14 protein-coding genes are annotated in these 15,949 nt (G+C 72.3%); 9 read left to right on the top strand and 5 right to left on the bottom strand.

Features of this window, described 5'->3' with window-relative positions:
• Window positions 1-35: 35 nt before the first annotated feature.
• Complete coding sequence (locus A6A06_RS02180; RefSeq protein WP_073758206.1) at window positions 36-770, bottom strand: spermidine synthase; 735 nt, start codon at window positions 768-770, stop codon at window positions 36-38.
• 216 nt (window positions 771-986) lie between these two features.
• On the opposite strand from A6A06_RS02180, the gene A6A06_RS02175 reads away from it, so the two are divergent.
• From A6A06_RS02175 to A6A06_RS02160, 4 genes are all read left to right on the top strand, one after another.
• Window positions 987-1,862: a rhomboid-like protein gene (locus tag A6A06_RS02175; protein ID WP_242440528.1), complete on the top strand. Its 876-nt coding sequence runs from the start codon at window positions 987-989 to the stop codon at window positions 1,860-1,862.
• Window positions 1,863-1,962: 100 nt separating this feature from the next.
• Window positions 1,963-2,352 (top strand): VOC family protein, encoded by a 390-nt coding sequence (locus A6A06_RS02170; RefSeq protein ID WP_073758204.1) that lies wholly within the window; start codon window positions 1,963-1,965, stop codon window positions 2,350-2,352.
• A gap of 400 nt (window positions 2,353-2,752) precedes the next feature.
• On the top strand, window positions 2,753-5,161 hold the full coding sequence (lon, locus tag A6A06_RS02165; RefSeq protein ID WP_073758202.1) for an endopeptidase La: 2,409 nt from the start codon (window positions 2,753-2,755) through the stop codon (window positions 5,159-5,161).
• A gap of 170 nt (window positions 5,162-5,331) precedes the next feature.
• Entirely contained in the window at window positions 5,332-5,886 is a 555-nt protein-coding gene (locus A6A06_RS02160) for a Uma2 family endonuclease (RefSeq protein ID WP_073759679.1), read from the top strand.
• A gap of 55 nt (window positions 5,887-5,941) precedes the next feature.
• Here the strand turns inward: A6A06_RS02160 and A6A06_RS02155 are convergent, their stop codons facing one another.
• Window positions 5,942-6,796, bottom strand: coding sequence for a lysozyme (locus A6A06_RS02155; RefSeq protein ID WP_073758200.1), 855 nt, complete (start codon window positions 6,794-6,796; stop codon window positions 5,942-5,944).
• A gap of 363 nt (window positions 6,797-7,159) precedes the next feature.
• Between A6A06_RS02155 and A6A06_RS02150 the strand changes: the two genes are divergently transcribed.
• Window positions 7,160-7,651 (top strand): MarR family winged helix-turn-helix transcriptional regulator, encoded by a 492-nt coding sequence (locus A6A06_RS02150; RefSeq protein WP_073759677.1) that lies wholly within the window; start codon window positions 7,160-7,162, stop codon window positions 7,649-7,651.
• A 241-nt stretch (window positions 7,652-7,892) separates the two neighbouring features.
• On the opposite strand, the gene A6A06_RS02145 is transcribed toward A6A06_RS02150, so the two are convergent.
• The 3 genes from A6A06_RS02145 to A6A06_RS02135 all read right to left on the bottom strand — a co-directional run bounded on the left by A6A06_RS02145 (window position 7,893) and on the right by A6A06_RS02135 (window position 11,070).
• Window positions 7,893-9,269, bottom strand: coding sequence for a cytochrome P450 family protein (locus A6A06_RS02145; RefSeq protein WP_079193738.1), 1,377 nt, complete (start codon window positions 9,267-9,269; stop codon window positions 7,893-7,895).
• 37 nt (window positions 9,270-9,306) lie between these two features.
• Window positions 9,307-10,017 carry a TetR/AcrR family transcriptional regulator gene (locus A6A06_RS02140; RefSeq protein ID WP_073758198.1) on the bottom strand — a complete coding sequence of 237 codons (711 nt, stop codon included), beginning with the start codon at window positions 10,015-10,017 and terminating at the stop codon, window positions 9,307-9,309.
• Between the two features lie 207 nt (window positions 10,018-10,224).
• Window positions 10,225-11,070, bottom strand: coding sequence for a protein phosphatase 2C domain-containing protein (locus A6A06_RS02135; RefSeq protein WP_073758196.1), 846 nt, complete (start codon window positions 11,068-11,070; stop codon window positions 10,225-10,227).
• Window positions 11,071-11,531: 461 nt separating this feature from the next.
• Between A6A06_RS02135 and A6A06_RS02130 the strand changes: the two genes are divergently transcribed.
• Genes A6A06_RS02130 through A6A06_RS02115 form a run of 4 tightly spaced genes read left to right on the top strand, consistent with a single transcriptional unit; the run spans window position 11,532 to window position 15,925 of the window.
• A complete protein-coding gene (locus tag A6A06_RS02130) occupies window positions 11,532-14,366 on the top strand; it encodes a sensor histidine kinase (protein ID WP_199930640.1) in 2,835 nt (944 codons plus the stop codon).
• Entirely contained in the window at window positions 14,363-14,863 is a 501-nt protein-coding gene (locus tag A6A06_RS02125; RefSeq protein ID WP_073758192.1) for a roadblock/LC7 domain-containing protein, read from the top strand. Before A6A06_RS02130 ends, A6A06_RS02125 begins: the two co-directional genes overlap by 4 nt.
• On the top strand, window positions 14,860-15,261 hold the full coding sequence (locus A6A06_RS02120; RefSeq protein ID WP_073758190.1) for a DUF742 domain-containing protein: 402 nt from the start codon (window positions 14,860-14,862) through the stop codon (window positions 15,259-15,261). Before A6A06_RS02125 ends, A6A06_RS02120 begins: the two co-directional genes overlap by 4 nt.
• Before the next feature lie 4 nt (window positions 15,262-15,265).
• Window positions 15,266-15,925 carry a GTP-binding protein gene (locus A6A06_RS02115; RefSeq protein WP_073758188.1) on the top strand — a complete coding sequence of 220 codons (660 nt, stop codon included), beginning with the start codon at window positions 15,266-15,268 and terminating at the stop codon, window positions 15,923-15,925.
• Window positions 15,926-15,949 lie beyond the last annotated feature (24 nt).

Genomic DNA, 15,949 nt, shown 5'->3' with positions numbered 1-15,949 from the left:
TGGGCAGCAGCGTAAGGGCAGGGTGTGACCGTCGGCTACGCGCCCTTGCGCGCGAGGTGCACCACGTCCGGGACGCCTCGGACAACGGGGATCTCTTCGGTACGTACACCGGTGAACCCGGCATAACGCAGCGCGTCCTCGAACGCGGACGACGGCTGCGCCGACCACACGGCGAGCACACCGCCGGGCGTCAGCCGCTCCCGGCAGGCCGCGAGACCGGCGGGGGAGTAGAGGCCGCCGTTGTCCTCCGTGACGGTCCACTCCGGCCCGTTGTCGATGTCCAGGCACAGCGCGTCGAACGTGCGCGGCCCGGCGCCCGCCCGCACGTACCCGACCAGATCGGCGGCGACGATCTCGGTACGGACATCGGCCAGCGCCGCCCCGGACAGGGCGGACAGCGGCCCGTCACGGTGCCAGTCGATGACCGCCGGCTCCCTCTCCACCACCGTGATCCGCCCCCACCGAGCCCCCTCCACCGCCCTGACCAGCGAAAACCCGACCCCCAGCCCACCGATCAGCACATGGGGCAACGGCCGCGCGTCATCCGCCCGACCCGCCAGTTCCGCAAGCGCCGCATCCACCAGAAGCCGCTCCGACCGCCCGTCCGAGGTGTCCATCAGAAAGCACCCGTTGGCGATGATCTCGAAGTGCTCGCCCCGCTGCCGCAGGACGACCTCGCCGTACGGGCCCTCCCGCCGGTCGAGGACCCGCGGCCCGCTGCCGGGCGAGGGCGGACCGGGTACGTGCAGGGCGTGCGCGGGGTGAGACATGGCGGCCATCCTGGCCAACCGAAGCGGCACGGGTCCAACGGGTTAACAGCCGCGCGCCGCGCACCCTTCACGCGTGACACACATCACGGACACAGCTCGCTCATGGATTGAGCGTGCAGGCTGTCCCTCACGTAGATCTTCAGTGGACGGGGGCCCACACAAGGACGCACGCCCGCGGGAAGCGTCAGCGCCAGGAACGGAAGGGGCCGGGCACCAGTGAGCCGGGCAGACACGGCAGACGCCTCCGAGGAGACGACACCCTTCGGGGGAGCCCCCACCGGGCAAACAGCCTCTTTCGCGGGAACGGCGACGAGAGAGGCGGCACCTCTCGACGGAGTACCCAGACAGCGCGCAGAGCCACCGGCGGCCGCGGCCACTCCGGCCGCCGCCCCGGCCTCCGCGGCCGCCCCGGCCCCGGCCTCCGCCGCCATACGGCTCTTCCAGCCCGCACGGATCCGCCCCTGGCGCCTGCTCCCCGGCCCCCGCAGCACCCCCTTCACCTTCGTCTACACCCTCCTCCTCGTCGCGACCTCACTCTTCGCCGAGCACGCCGACCCCGAACTGGTCCACGCCCTGCTCCAGAGCTCCAGCACGGACGTCGAGCACCTGGCGCAGGCGCCCCTGGCGGTACTCGTCGCCAGCGCCCTGTGGATCGCCGGCGGCATGACCTCCGCGTACGCCATCGCCTTCCTGCTTGTTCTGACGGCCCTGGAACGCCGGGCCGGTGCCCTGCGGACGGCCGCGGTCTTCTTCGGCGGCCACGCCGTCGCGACGCTCGCCACCGAACTCCCGGTCGGCGCCGCGGTCGCCCTGGGCCACCTCCCCGCCGACTCCCTGCGACGCCTCGACTACGGCATCAGCTTCGGCGTGATGACCTGTACGGGCGCACTGGCGGGCCTGCTGCCCGCCTGGGCCCGGTGGCCGCTCCTGGCGGGCGTGACCTGGTTCGCCGTCAGCAACCTGCTGGTGTCCGGCGACCCCGTCAGCGACTCCGGCCACTTCCTCGCCCTCATCCTCGGAACGCTCGCCTGGCCCCTCCTGCGACGCCCCCGCGCCCCGCGCCCGAAGCCGATTGTCAGTGCCCGTTGCTAGCTTCCTGAACACGCTTCTCCACCGCACGACGGGGAGGTGGAGCGAGGGTCGCACCCGGCCGCGAAGGCCGGGGCCCCGCTCCGTCAGGAAGAGGCACACCATGCGAATGATCTTCGTCAACCTGCCGGTCAAGGATGTCGCCGTGTCCCGCGACTTCTTCACCCGCCTCGGCTTCGAGTTCAACCCGCAGTTCTCCGACGAGCAGACGCTGTGCGTGGTCGTCGAGGACAACATCTGCGTGATGCTCCTCCAGGAAGCCCGCTTCCAGGAGTTCATCAACGGTGACATCAGCGACGCCGCCAAGACCAAGGAAGTCCTCACCTGCCTGTCCTGCGACAGCCGCGAGGAAGCCGACACCCTCCTGTCCAAGGCCCTGGCCGCCGGCGCCACCCCCTGGAAGCCCGCCATGGAAGCAGGCCCCATGTACGGCGTCAGCTTCCAGGACCCCGACGGCCACGTGTGGGAACTGATGCACATGGCGCAGGGCTGACACAGCTGAATACCGGCCGGGCCGGCGCCTGAAGTCTGTGAAGCGCCCAGCCATAGCGGCGGGGTAGCCGCAATCCGGCCGGGCTTGGGTCCACGCAGGGGCCTCCCCGCAGAGCAGCCGGGTATCTGGGTTCACACCTACATTCCCCGTTGCCGTACACGGTGTCGTGGGGAGTCCCCCGGCCGAAGGCTGGGGGAGAGTGACCCCTGCGTGGGCCCGAGCCCCCACCACCGGACCCCGCGCGCAACAACGCCCACCCCCGCCGGGCCGTAGGCGTCGGGCGAGCCCCGCCCAACCCAGCCCGCGAATGATCGCTCACAGCGAACACTCCCAGGGGAACATCCCACGACTCACAAGCATTGAGTGAGTACTGCTCAACTTGCCTGCCGGAGGGAAGATCATGGCTTCGACGCCCACCCCGCTCACCCTGCCCGTGCTGCCCCTGGACGACGAGGTCGTGCTGCCCGGCATGGTGGTGCCCCTGGACCTTTCCGAAGCGGACGTACGAGCCGCGGTGGAGGCCGCGCAGTCCGCCGCCTCACCGGGCAACAAACCGCGAGTGCTGCTTGTGCCCCGCGTCGACGGCGCATACGCGGCCATCGGCGTGCTCGGCCGCGTCGAGCAGGTCGGCCGCCTCTCCGACGGCGACCCCGGCGCGCTGATCCGCGGTCTCGGCCGCGTGCAGATCGGCGCGGGCACCACCGGCCCCGGCGCCGCACTGTGGGTGGAGGGCGCCACCGTCGAGGAGACGGTGCCCGAACCCCTGCCCGGTGCCGTCACCGAGCTGGTCAAGGAGTACAAGGCGCTCGCCACCGACTGGCTCAAGAAGCGCGGCGCCTGGCAGGTCGTGGACCGCGTCCAGCAGATCGAGGACGTCTCGCAGCTCGCGGACAACTCCGGCTACTCGCCGTTCCTGAGCACCGAGCAGAAGGTGCGGCTGCTGGAGACCACCGACCCGGTGGCGCGGCTGAAGCAGGCCACCGAAGCGCTGCGCGAGCACCTCGCCGAGCAGGACGTGGCGGAGTCCATCGCCAAGGACGTCCAGGAGGGCGTCGACAAGCAGCAGCGCGAGTTCCTGCTGCGCCGCCAGATGGAGGCCGTCCGCAAGGAGCTGGCCGAGCTGAACGGCGACCCGGAGGACGAGGGCGAGGACTACCGCGCCCGCGTCGAGGCCGCCCAGCTGCCCGACGACGTCCGCAAGGCGGCCCTCAAGGAGGTCGACAAGCTGGAGCGGTCCAGCGACCAGAGCCCCGAGGGCAGCTGGATCAGGACCTGGCTGGACACGGTGCTGGAGCTGCCGTGGAACGAGCGCACGGAGGACGCGTACGACATCCCCGGCGCCAAGGAGATCCTGGACGCCGACCACGCCGGCCTGGAGGACGTCAAGGAGCGCATCACCGAGTACCTGGCCGTGCGCAAGCGGCGCGCGGACCGCGGCCTCGGTCTGGTCGGCGGGCGCCGCGGCGGCGCCGTGCTGGCCCTGGTCGGCCCGCCCGGCGTCGGCAAGACCTCGCTGGGGGAGTCCGTGGCCCGCTCCATGGGCCGCAAGTTCGTACGGGTCGCGCTCGGCGGCGTACGGGACGAGGCGGAGATCCGCGGCCACCGGCGTACGTACGTCGGCGCGCTGCCCGGCCGCATCGTGCGCGCCATCAAGGAGGCGGGGTCGATGAACCCGGTCGTCCTCCTCGACGAGATCGACAAGGTCGGCTCGGACTTCCGGGGCGACCCCGCCGCCGCCCTCCTCGAAGTCCTCGACCCGGCGCAGAACCACACCTTCAGGGACCACTACCTGGAGGTCGAGCTGGACCTGAGCGACGTGGTCTTCCTGGCCACCGCCAACGTCCTGGAGGCCATACCGGAGCCGCTGCTCGACCGCATGGAGCTGGTCCGGCTGGACGGCTACACCCAGGACGAGAAGGTGGTCATCGCCCGGGACCACCTGCTGCCGCGCCAGCTGGAGCGGGCCGGCCTGGAGTCCGGCGAGGTCACGCTCACGGACGACGCGCTGCACAAGCTGGCCGGTGAGTACACCCGCGAGGCGGGCGTACGGAATCTGGAGCGGGCCGTCGGGCGGCTGCTGCGCAAGGCCGCGGCCCAGAGCGAACTGGGCGAGCGCGACCTGCCCTTCACGGTCGGCGTGGACGAACTGCGCCCGCTGATCGGGCGGCCGCACCACACCCCGGAGTCGGCACAGGACCCGGCCGAGCGGCGGACGTCCGTACCGGGCGTGGTCACCGGCCTCGCGGTCACCGGCGCGGGCGGCGACGTGCTGTACGTGGAGGCCTCGCTCGCCGACCCGGAGACCGGCGCGTCCGGTCTCCAGCTCACCGGCCAGCTGGGCGACGTGATGAAGGAGTCCGCGCACATCGCGCTGTCCTTCCTGCGCTCGCACGGCGCGGAACTGGAGCTGCCGGTCGGTGACTTGAAGGAGCGCGGCGTCCACCTGCACGTACCGGCGGGCGCGGTCCCGAAGGACGGGCCGAGCGCGGGCGTGACGATGACGACGGCGCTGGCCTCGCTGCTCTCCGGGCGGCAGGTGCGCCCGGACGTGGCGATGACCGGCGAGGTCTCGCTGACCGGCCGGGTGCTGCCGATCGGCGGCGTCAAGCAGAAGCTGCTCGCGGCGCACCGGGCGGGCATCACGACCGTGGTCATACCCAAGCGCAACGAGCCGGACCTGGACGACGTCCCCGCCGAGATCCTGGAGAGGCTGGACGTCCACCCGGTCTCCGACGTCCGCCAGGTCCTCGACCTGGCCCTGACCCCGGCCTCGGCCCCGGCCGCCCCGGAGGTCCCGGTCGCGGCGTGACGGACGCGGCCGGCCACGGTGGCCCGGGGTTCCCTGACACGGGGGCTCCGGGCCGCGCGTGTCCCGGTCACCGTGCGTATCGTTGTACTGCGCGACTGCCCGCACTTCGCGGCGGTGGGGAGGAGCGCACGGTGACCATCGAGCTGACCGACAACGGGATCGAGATCGAGATGGCCGAGAGCGACGAGTTCAGCCTGGACGCGATGTTCGACTGGCTGGAGCGGATGCCCGTCCCCGAGGGCTTTAAAGCAGAGATCGTCGAGGGGGCCGTCGTCATGTCGCCGCAGCGGGACAACCACTGGGACATCATCGCCGCGATCTACGATCAGTTGCGGACCCGCTATCCGAGGAAGCGGGTCAAGTCCGATGTCCGCATCGACTTCCCCGGCCGCCTCAACGGTTTCGCTTGCGACGTGGTCGCGCTACGGGAGGGCGCGGAGAAGGAGAAGGGGCTCTGGCAGTACCAGGACATCGAATTCGTTGCCGAAGTCATCTCCAGGGGTACCTCGCGCAACGACTACGGCCTCAAGCTGAAGGCCTACGCGGTGGCCGAAGTCCCGGTCTACCTCATCGTCGACCCCTATTCGGGCACGTGGCGTCGTTACACGCTGCCCAAGGACGGGAAGTACCACCACTACCTGACCCTCGACTTCGGTGAGCCGGTCGATCTGACCGAAACGGTCGTCGGCCTGACTCTGGACACGGCGGAGTTCGACCGCGGGTGACGGCGTACGCCGACCCGGGCCCCGGCGCGCCCCGCGCCGGGGCCCGTCGCGTGGCTCACCCGTTGGCGAATGCCTTCAACCGCTCATACGCCCCGTTGAACCGGTTCCGGTCGCCGACCGTGGTGCCCGACGACGTGTACTGCCAGATGGTGTGGAAGTCCCAGCCCGCCGGGAGTTCGCCGGCCGAGGTGCCGTAGCGGGGGATCCACAGGGGGTTGACGGAGCCGAAGCCGGTGTAGTTGCCGGTGCACTGCTTCCACCAGTTGGTGGAGGTGTAGACGGGGGCGTCCCTGCCGGTGCGCGCCTTGTAGGTGGCGAAGAAGTCCTTCATCCAGCTGACCAGGCCGGACGGGCTCTTGCCGTAGCAGGTCGAGCCGTACGGGTTGTACTCCATGTCGAGGGCGCCGGGCAGGGTCCGGCCGTCCTTGGACCAGCCGCCGCCGTGGTCCACGAAGTAGTTGGCCTGGGCCGCGCCGCTGGAGGTGTCCGGCGTGGCGAAGTGGTAGGCGCCGCGGATCATGCCGACGTCGTAGGAGCCGTCGTACTGCTGCGCGAAGTACGGGTTGGTGTAGCTGGTGGACTCGGTGGCTTTGACGTAGGCGAAGCGGACTCCGCTGTTCCACAGGGTCTGCCACGCGACGTTGCCGTTGTGGCTGCTGACGTCGACGCCTTCGACGGAAGCCCGGGTGGGCGGCGGCGCCTCGCCCGGCGCGTCGCCCTCGTGCCGGGCGATCTGGGAGCCGGTCCAGTCCTGGCCGGGGTGGGTGGGTTCGGGGGCCGGGCCGTACGGGGCGGCGTCGGCGGTGCCCGGCAGCCCGGCGAGGAGGGCCGCGGCGGCGAGGAACGTCCCGGCCAGGGCCGCGGAGGAGCGCGGGCGGCGGGTGGCGGGACCGGATCTGTGCACGGGCATTCGTGCCTCCGGGGATCTCGGTGACTGACCTGAGGGGGACCGGCGGGGCAGGCCGCGGCGCACCGCGGGATACTGCGGAGGGCGCGGAGCGGAGCGGGACAGGTGGCCACGCCGGAGGGCGTGGAGTGGGTCGTGCCGAGCGGTCGTGTGGCCGAGCTGTCGAGCGGCGTGGCGTGGTCATGCCAGAAGCGCGTCAACGACGGTACGCGCGTAGATGCATGCGGCAAAGAGGGGAGCCGGGCTTCCGTTGGTCTAATCCTGCGAAATACTGGTCAAGCTGCGGCTTCGGCCGACGCTGGAAGAAACTTTCACGGTCCGGAAAGCGGAGAGGGCGCTGACGTGCACAACACCGGAGCCGACGGGATGGCCGGGACGGACGAACCCAGTGGTGTGGACCAGGTGTTCCTCGCCCTGGAGCGGGAGTTGGCGGTCTTTCTGCGCCGCGCCCGTGCCACGTCCGGCGAGCTGGCACGGGAGGTCCACCCGGAGCTGGAGGCGGCCGCGTACGGCCTGCTCGTCGGCCTCGCCGACGCGGGACAGCAGCGGGCCACCGAACTCGCCGGCTACTTCGGCGTGGGCAAGGCGACGATGAGCCGGCAGCTGCGCGCCCTGGAGGAGCTCGGCCTGATCGCCCGCGAGCCGGACCCGGCCGACGGGCGGGCCGTGCTGGTCCGCCTCACCGACGAGGGGCGCGCCCGGTTCGGCCGCGTACGCAACAGCCGGCGCGCCCAGTACGCGCGCCGGCTCGCCTCCTGGGACCGCCGCGAGGTCGCGGAACTGGCCCGGCTGCTCCACCGGTTGAATGCCGAGCAGGACGCGGAAGAGGGCTGCGGGAAGGGCTGCGAGAAGGCCTGACCGAGGGGCCGGGTGCGGGTGGAGGTGCGGGTGCGGGTCCGGGCGGGGGTGTGGGCGGCCCGCCGGTCCCCGGTGGGAGACGGCCGCCTCCTCCGCGGACGGCCGGCCCCTCTCCGGTACGGATCACGCCACCGGGCCCCGGACGCAGACCCCGGACGCAGGCCCCGGCACGGGCCACACCACCGGGCCCCGGACACGCTCGGACACGGGCCCCGGACACGGACCCGGCCCCCGGTGCGGTCTACGCCTCCGGTTGCAGCCTCAGTGGGAGGCGGCGCAGCCGCCAGGCGCCCGGCTGCCGCATGCGTTCCTGCTCCTCCAGTTGTTCCGGCGGGAGGGCGAGCGCCAGGTCCGGGTAGCGCGCGAGCAGCTTGCCGTAGGCGACCTCGGCCTCCTGCCGGGCGAGTGTCGCCCCCAGGCAGTAGTGCATGCCGTGACCGAAGCCGACGTGGTCCTCCGCGCGGCCGGCCGGCTGCCGCGTCAGGTCGAGCCGCTCCGGCTCGGTGTAGTGCCGCGGGTCGTGGTTGGCCGCGACGAGGCTGAACATCAGGGCGTCGCCCCGACGGACCTGGACACCGGCCACCTCGGTGTCCTCGGACGCGTACCGCAGCTGGGTGGCCTGGATCGGCCCGCACCAGCGCATCAGCTCATGGACCGCGCGCGGCAGCAGGTCCGGGTCCTCGTCGAGCAGGCGCCGCTGGTCGGGGTGGGTGAGCAGGGCGAGCGTGCCGTTGCTGATGAGGTGGGCGGTGGTCTCGTGGCCGGCCAGCACCAGCGTCAGGACCATGGTGACCATCTCGGTGTCGCTGAGCCGGCTGCCGTCGTCGTCCTGGGCCCGGATGAGGCCGCTGAGCAGATCGTCCCGCAGGGCTTCGCGCCGCTCGCCGATCACTGCGTGGATGTGCTCGATCATGGCGGGCATGGTGGCGCCGATGCGCTTGGGGTTCAGGGAGGCGAGGTCGGCACCGAACCGCCGCCACAGGGCCCGGTCGTCCTCGTCGATGCCGACCAGCTCGCATATGACCGTGATGGGCAGCGGGTACGCGTAGTGCTCGATGAGGTCGACGACGCCGTCCTCGGCGTGGCCGGGCAGCCGGTCCAGCAGTTCGTCGGTGATCCGCTCGACGCGCGGCCGCAGGTCCTGGATGCGGCGGGCGGTGAAGGCGCGGGAGACCAGGCGGCGCAGCCGGGTGTGGTCGGGCGGGTCGCAGGTGAGGATGGTGTCCGTGAGGTAGGGCACCAGGTGCTCGGGGATGCCGAACAGCTCTATCAGCCGGGCCCGCGGGTCCTGGTCGCCGCCGCCGGACACCAGGCTCGGGTTGTTGACGAACCGCGGGTCGCGCATCACCTCGCGTACCACGTCGAAGCGGGTGACCAGCCAGACCGGCGAGTCGTCGAGGAAGCGGGCGCGGACGAGCGGGGCCTGCTCGCGCAGCTTGCCGTAGCCGGTGTACGGGTTGTCGAGCAGCTCCGGTTCCATCACGTTCGGCTCGCCCGGGTGCAGGCCGACGTAGTCGGGCAGTGAGCCGGGCGCGGGGGTGGACCCGGTAGTGGTCGAGGGGGAGGCGGTGGAGTCGGGCGGGGTGACCGCCGTGGACTCGGTGGGCGATGTGGTCATCGTGCGTACTCCTCCTGATCAGGGGTGTGACCGGAAGTCACTCGCGGAGCCGGCGCCGCACTTCCTGCCGGCTCAGCTCCTCAAGACGCGCGTAGCGCGTGATGATGCCGGGCGCCGCCGCGGCGGTGGCCCGTGGGTCGGGCTCGCCGTGGAACTCCAGCGCCGTGCGGATCGAGTGGCAGAACAGGTCGGCCCGCTCCTCCGGCGGGGCCGGTGCGCGTTCGGGGAACAGCACCTCGGCCTGGAAGTAGCCGGTGGCCGTCGCCATGCAGACGTACATCTGCTGGTCGACGCTCAGGTCCTCGCGCACCAGGCCGTGGGCGCGCAGGTCGACGAGCTGCGAGCGAAGCGTCTCGGTGCTCATCGCCACCAGCTCCGCCATCTCCTTCTTGGCGACGTCGTTCAGGCGTCCGAGGATGTCGGAGTCGTCGAGGTAGAGGGCGCGCAGCACCGGGTCGTCCATGAAGTCCAGGAGCGAGGCGCGCAGGCCCCGGCTGGGCAGGATGTTCCGGCTGTCGGCCCGCATCCGTTCCACCTGTCTGCGGTGGTCGGCTGCCTTGGCGCGCAGCACCACGGCGAGCAGCAGCGCGTCCTTGTTCTTCCAGTGCAGGTAGACCGTGCCCTTGCCGACGTCCGCCCGGCGGGCGATCTCGTCCGCGGTCACGCGGCGGTAGCCCCAGGCGAGCAGCAGCTCGCACGCGGCGTCCAGGATGCGTTCGCCCCGCTCCGTACGCTCGTCGGCTTCCACGACCCCTCCTGACTGCGTGACCAGATATCGAATCTGGTCACGTGGTCAAAGCTAGGCGGGGCGGTGCCCGACGGGTAAGGCTGTTTCCAGCCGTACGGCCGGTTCAGCGGCAGCCGACCGCAGCCCCGCCCGGCAGTCGACCGCCGCCCCGCCCGGCAACCAACCGTCACCCCTCCCAGCAGCCAACCACCGCTCCGTCAGCTGGAGTTACGGCTCGACCAGCACCACCGTCGCGTCGTCCCGGGACTTGCCGCGCGGGAACCGCGCCCCCTCCGGGTCGGCGGCCTCCAGGTCCCGCACCCGGTCGAGCAGGGCCTGCGGCCCCTCCTTGCGCACCACCGCGAGGCAGTCCGCCCACGAGCCCTCGCGAAAGACCTCGACCCACCGTGACGCGCCGTCACTGAGGGCGGTGAGCGACCGCACTTCGGAGCGCGGGAGGGACCCGGTGACCGCGCGTGCGGCCACCGACGGGTCGGCCGCGGCGGTGAAGAAGCCGCCCTCGGCGTTGCGCAGTGCCTCGACCGCCGCTCCGTACTCGCGGCCGGCGGCGGCGCGTTCGGCGGAGCCGCGCGGCAGGGCCCGTACCGCGTCGCGCAGGCCCTGCACGGGGGGCGGAAGTTCGTCCAGGCGGGTGTCCAGAATGGGGCGTACCGTGCCGTCCGGGTGGCCGACGAGCAGTACGGAATCGGACAGGACCAGATACTCGACGGTGTCCGGCGACCACCGGACGGCCACCGCGGTTGCCTGTGGCGTGCGGGGGTGAGAAAGGTCACAGGTGGAGCGGTGAACTTCGGCCGTCCGGGAGATGGCGGCCGAAAGTGTCTCAGTGAGCGTCATATCCCGGAACGAACCGGACAGTTCGAGCATCGCGCCCCCGAGGCGCGCGGTGTACCACGGCACGCCGTGTGTGCAGCCGACGTCGTCCGGCGGCGGGGTCACGCCGTCCAGCAGGACCAGGACTCCGCCCTGGCCGGAGGCGGGCAGGGCGACGGACGCGTAGTCCTCGTTCGGGTGTTGGGGAGCTCCCGGACCGGTGGCCAGTTCGATGCGCATGGGAACAAGTCTGCCGCAGCCCGCCCGGTTTCCCGCGGTGTGCGGACTTCGCCGGGCTCCGGGACGTATCAGCAGGTCAGGGGCGTGATGCGGGGCCGGAAACCGCGGTCGCCCGGGATGCGGGCGGGCATCTTTCCAGGAGCCGCACGGTTCTCCAAACCCGCTCGGGGGTTGCGCGAGGTTGCATCCCGGAACGCTCTTGATCGCAAGTTGATGGTCAACTTCCGATTGATGTTCACTCATTCGAGTGGCCGGGTGTACGTTGCCGGGCCGCTGCGCGATGCCGGTGGAATGGTCGTGGCCCGGATCTTGGGAGGCGCCAGAACGCTCGTCGCGACGCGCAGAGCCGGGCTGCTTCCCTCGCGGACGTGTGAATTGCTGCGGTCTCCGCGCAGGTACGCGCCGCGAGCGAGAGCGAACCGGGTCCGCGGGACCACACGGTGTGGGCAGGCGAGACAGGAATGCGAGCAGCGGTGCGCAAGAAGCGGCTTCGGGACGGTGCGGTCGGGCCGGGATCACCGGCCGGTTCGTTTTCGGGTACGGCTCCGGGCGCGGGCCGCCCCGCGCGGGTGCGGAACCGGCTGGTCGGTGCCGTGGCCGTCGCCGCGCTCGCCGTGCTCGGGGCCGGCGCGCCCGCCGTCGTCTCGGCCGTGGACGACGCCCACGACTCCCAGCGGCTGGTCGACCTGGCCGGACTGAACGCGCACGCGGTCACCCTCGCGCACTCCCTCGCCGACGAGCGCGACGCGATGACCGAGCACGTCGCGGGCGGGCGCTCCGCCAAGTCCGGCGGCGCCGGGGTCTCGGAGTCCCAGCGGGCCCTGGTGGACCGGCAGATCCGGGAACTGCGCGCCGAGTCGCACGGCGCCGCCGGTGCCACCGAGGCGTACCGGGCGGCCGAAAAGTTCCTCGGCGCGCTGCCGCAGATCCGCCAGACGGCGCTGTCCGGTCCGGGCCAGGTCACCGAGACCTTCGACGCCTACACCGCCGCCGTGCAGGCGCTCGGCGCGCTTTCCGACGCCATCGCCCGCGACCTGCCCGCGCGCGCGAGCGGCGTCGCCCCGGACGTACGGGCCCTGCCGCAGCTCGGCCGCGCCACCGACCAGGCGGCCGCGGCGCGCGCCCTGCTCGTCCCGGCGCTCGCCGCCGGGGGCCCGCAGGCCCGGCTGACCGCCGCCGCGCAGCAGGCCTCCGTACGCGAACAGGCCGCGCTGGCCGCCTTCAAGCAGTCCGCGAGCCCCCAGGCCCGGGACTCCTACGACCGCACCGTCAACGGCGGTGACGTGAACACCGCCGAGGGCTACCTCGCCAAGCTCACCGACCAGCCGCGTCTGGACTCCGACGACCAGAAGCTGAGCAGCGCGCGTGTGAAGACCGCGCTCACCGCGCGGATCGGTCTGATGCGCGGCGTCGAGGCGTCGATGGCCACCGCCGACATCGACCGGCTGGGCGCGCTGCGCGACGACGACGTGACGGCGATGGAGATCCGTATCGCCCTGGTCGGCGTCTGCCTGCTGCTGGCGGTCGGCGCCAGCGTCTCCGCGTGGCGTTCGGTGACCCGGCCGCTCGCGGCGCTGCGGCTGGGCGCCAAGCGGGTGGCGGCCGACCCGGCGGGCGAACCGCCGGTCGCGTTCAAGGGCCGCAACGACGAGTTCGCCGACGCCGTCCGGTCCGTCAACGCCCTGCACACCCAGGTGGGCGAGGCCGCGCACCGGGTCGCCGAACTGGAGGGCGAGCGCACCCGGCTGGCCGGCGGGCGCCGACGGCTGGCCGCCGAACGCGAGGTGCTCCAGGAGGAGCGGGAGTCGCTGCGCCAGGAGGTCGCGGACCTCACCGCACGGATGGCGGAGCTGCGTACCGGCGTGCACGGCCGGTACGTCAACCTGGCGCTGCGCACCCTGAACCTGGTGGAGCGCCAACTGACCGTCATCGAGTCGCTGGAGCAGAAGGAACAGGACCCGGACCGGCTGGAGACCCTCTTCAAGCTGGACCACTTCGCCGCCCGGATGCGGCGCAACAGCGAGAACCTGCTCGTGCTGGCCGGGAACGAGCACGGCACCGGGCACCCCGGGCCGGTGCCGCTGCTGGACGTGCTGCGCGCCTCGATCAGCGAGATCGAGCGGTACGAGCGGGTCCGCGTCCAGTCGCTGCCGCCGCACTCCCAGGTCGCCGGGTTCGCCGCCGACGACGTCAGCCACCTCGTCGCGGAACTCCTGGAGAACGCCACCGCGTTCTCGCCGCCGGACGCCCATGTCGAGCTGTCGGGCTGGCTGCTGGAGAGCGGCGAGGTGATGCTCTCGGTGCAGGACGAGGGCATAGGGATGACCGCGGACCGGCTGGCGGAGCTCAACGGCCGGCTGGCGGACGCGTCCGGGAACGACGACAGCCTGGACACGGCGGACGAGACCTTCGGGCTCGGTCTGTACGTCGTCGTACGGCTCGCCGCGCGGCACGGTGTGCGCGTACAGCTGCGGGACCAGAAGCAGGGCGGGATCACGGCCGTCGTCGTGCTGCCCGCCGCCATCCTGCCCACCCGTCCGGCGCCGGGCTCCGTCGCGCCGCCGCTGCCCGGCGAGGGCGTCGTACAGAACCTGCCCGGCTCGGTCGCCGAGGCCAACTCCAACACGCTCCAGACGCGGCTGCCGCGCCTGGAGCAGAGCGGGACGGCCGATCGTACGGAGCCGGACGCCGCGGTGCCCGACGCGGCCCCGGAGGCGCAGGCTCCCACCGGTACGGACGAGGCGGCCGACGCGAGCCCGTACGGACCCGCGTCGCCCGGCCCGTACGCCAAGGCGACGGAAACCAAGGCCGCGGAAGCCAAGGCCGCCGAAGCCAAGGCCACGACGGACACCGGCACGGACACCGAGGACACCAGAGACGGCGACGGCGCCGACGCCGACGAGCACGCCAGGGCCGCCCAGGAACCCGCGCGCCCGGCGTCCCCCGGTGCCCCGGACGCGGACACGACCAGCGGGACCGGCGACGCGGCAGGCCCGTACGCCGCCGGGACCGGTGAGCACGAGCGGCCCCGGCTGACCGACCAGGGCCTGCCCAAGCGCACGCCCCGGATCGTGGCGCAGAAGCCGCCCGCCACACCCCGTACGGGCAGTGCGGCGGCCACCGCCGAGACCCTGCGGGCCCGGCTCGGCGGCTTCCAGCAGGGGGCGCGGGACGGCCGCCGCGACGTCGAGGCCGAGATCGCGGAACGTACAGCGGAGCAGACCATCCCACAGACGGACACCGACGGAGCGGGGGCCCCGGGACAGAGCCACGTTGTCGAGGAGGCACGCGATTGAAGGCGCAAGCGCCCACTGCTTACGGACTGAGCAGTGAGGCACGGAATCTGCACTGGTTGCTGACCGATCTGGTCGATGAGGTACCGGGCATCCGCTCGGTGGCCGTGGTCTCCTCCGACGGACTGCTGCTGCTCTCCTCCGACCCGGAGGCCGCCGCCGCGGCCTCGCCGGCCGGGCAGCGGCCCGGTGCGCCGGCGGGACCCCGCGGGTCCAGCGCGGACCTCGCGACCATCGTCTCCGGGCTGGGCAGTCTCACCACGGGGGCCGCCAAGCTGATGGACGGCGGGGCGGTCAAGCAGACGATGGTCGCGATGGACGAGGGCAGCCTCTTCGTCATGGCGGTCAGTGACGGCTCGCTGCTCGGGGTGCACGCCGCCCCGGACTGCGACATGAACGTGATCGCCTACCACATGGCGCTGTTCGTCGGCCGGGCCGGCCATGTCCTGACGCCCGAACTCCGCAGCGAGCTGCGCAAGTCGATGGAGAACGCCCAGTGAGCACCGCACCCGAGCTCCCCGTGCGCGGCGGGGACAAGAAACCTTCGCGCGTGCGCCCCTACTCGCTCACCGGCGGGCGCACCCGCTTCGGCCATGTGCTGCTCGTGGAGACGTTCGTGGCCGCGCTGGACGCCCCCGAGGAGCGGCGGGAGCTGACCTCCGGGGGCTGGGGCGACCGGGTGATGCCGGAGATGCGGGCGATCGTGGAGCTGTGCCGCCGGATGCGTTCGGTGGCGGAGATCTCCGCGCTGCTCAAGATGCCGCTGGGCGTGGTCCGCGTCCTGCTCAGCGACCTCGCCGACCAAGGAAAGATCCGCGTCTACGGCACCGGGCACGGCACCGGCCGGCCCGACCGCGCGCTGCTGGAGAGGGTGTTGGGTGGACTTCGCAGGCTCTGACACGATGACGGCCACCGCGGCCGGGGCGGCCGGAGCGCCGCACGTGTCCGCCGACGCCGGGGGGCCGGCGGCCGCCGAGGAGGCGGGGCTGCAGAGCTGGCAGACGGATCGTTCCCGCGCCCCCATCGCGACCAAGATCGTGGTGGCGGGCGGCTTCGGCGTGGGCAAGACGACCTTCGTCGGCTCGGTCTCCGAGATCACCCCGTTGCAGACCGAGGCGGTGATGACGCAGGCCAGCGAGGGCACCGACGACCTGTCCGCCACCCCGGAGAAGACGACGACCACGGTCGCGATGGACTTCGGGCGGATCACTCTCGACTCCGACCTGGTGCTGTATCTGTTCGGTACGCCGGGGCAGCAACGTTTCTGGTTCATGTGGGACGACCTGGTGCGCGGCGCGATCGGCGCCGTCGTCATGGCCGACACCCGCCGCCTGGACGACTGCTTCCCCGCGCTGGACTACTTCGAGAGCTGCGGCCTGCCGTACATCGTCGCGGTCAACCACTTCGAGGGGACGGCCGAGTACGCCGTCGAGGACGTACGCGAGGCCCTGACCGTGCCGCCGCACGTGCCGGTCGTGATCATGGACGCGCGGCGGCGGTTCACGGTCATCGAGTCGCTGCTCGCGCTCGTCGCCCACGCCCTCGAAGACACTCCCGAATAGCCCCGAGCCGCCCCCCCGTACCTG

Origin of the sequence: Streptomyces sp. CB02923 (assembly GCF_001905005.1) — a bacterium.
GTDB lineage: Bacteria > Actinomycetota > Actinomycetes > Streptomycetales > Streptomycetaceae > Streptomyces.
This window is presented reverse-complemented; position numbering and strand designations above follow the sequence as displayed.

What these genes read in the sequence shown, in the direction of transcription:
- A6A06_RS02180 (WP_073758206.1), bottom strand. Translation starts at nt 770, where the DNA reads ATGTCTCACCCCGCGCACGCCCTGCACGTACCCGGTCCGCCCTCGCCC.
- A6A06_RS02170 (WP_073758204.1), top strand. Translation starts at nt 1,963, where the DNA reads ATGCGAATGATCTTCGTCAACCTGCCGGTCAAGGATGTCGCCGTGTCC.
- lon (WP_073758202.1), top strand. Translation starts at nt 2,753, where the DNA reads ATGGCTTCGACGCCCACCCCGCTCACCCTGCCCGTGCTGCCCCTGGAC.
- A6A06_RS02160 (WP_073759679.1), top strand. Translation starts at nt 5,332, where the DNA reads ATGGCCGAGAGCGACGAGTTCAGCCTGGACGCGATGTTCGACTGGCTG.
- A6A06_RS02155 (WP_073758200.1), bottom strand. Translation starts at nt 6,796, where the DNA reads ATGCCCGTGCACAGATCCGGTCCCGCCACCCGCCGCCCGCGCTCCTCC.
- A6A06_RS02150 (WP_073759677.1), top strand. Translation starts at nt 7,160, where the DNA reads ATGGCCGGGACGGACGAACCCAGTGGTGTGGACCAGGTGTTCCTCGCC.
- A6A06_RS02145 (WP_079193738.1), bottom strand. Translation starts at nt 9,269, where the DNA reads ATGACCACATCGCCCACCGAGTCCACGGCGGTCACCCCGCCCGACTCC.
- A6A06_RS02135 (WP_073758196.1), bottom strand. Translation starts at nt 11,070, where the DNA reads ATGCGCATCGAACTGGCCACCGGTCCGGGAGCTCCCCAACACCCGAAC.
- A6A06_RS02130 (WP_199930640.1), top strand. Translation starts at nt 11,532, where the DNA reads ATGCGAGCAGCGGTGCGCAAGAAGCGGCTTCGGGACGGTGCGGTCGGG.
- A6A06_RS02115 (WP_073758188.1), top strand. Translation starts at nt 15,266, where the DNA reads ATGACGGCCACCGCGGCCGGGGCGGCCGGAGCGCCGCACGTGTCCGCC.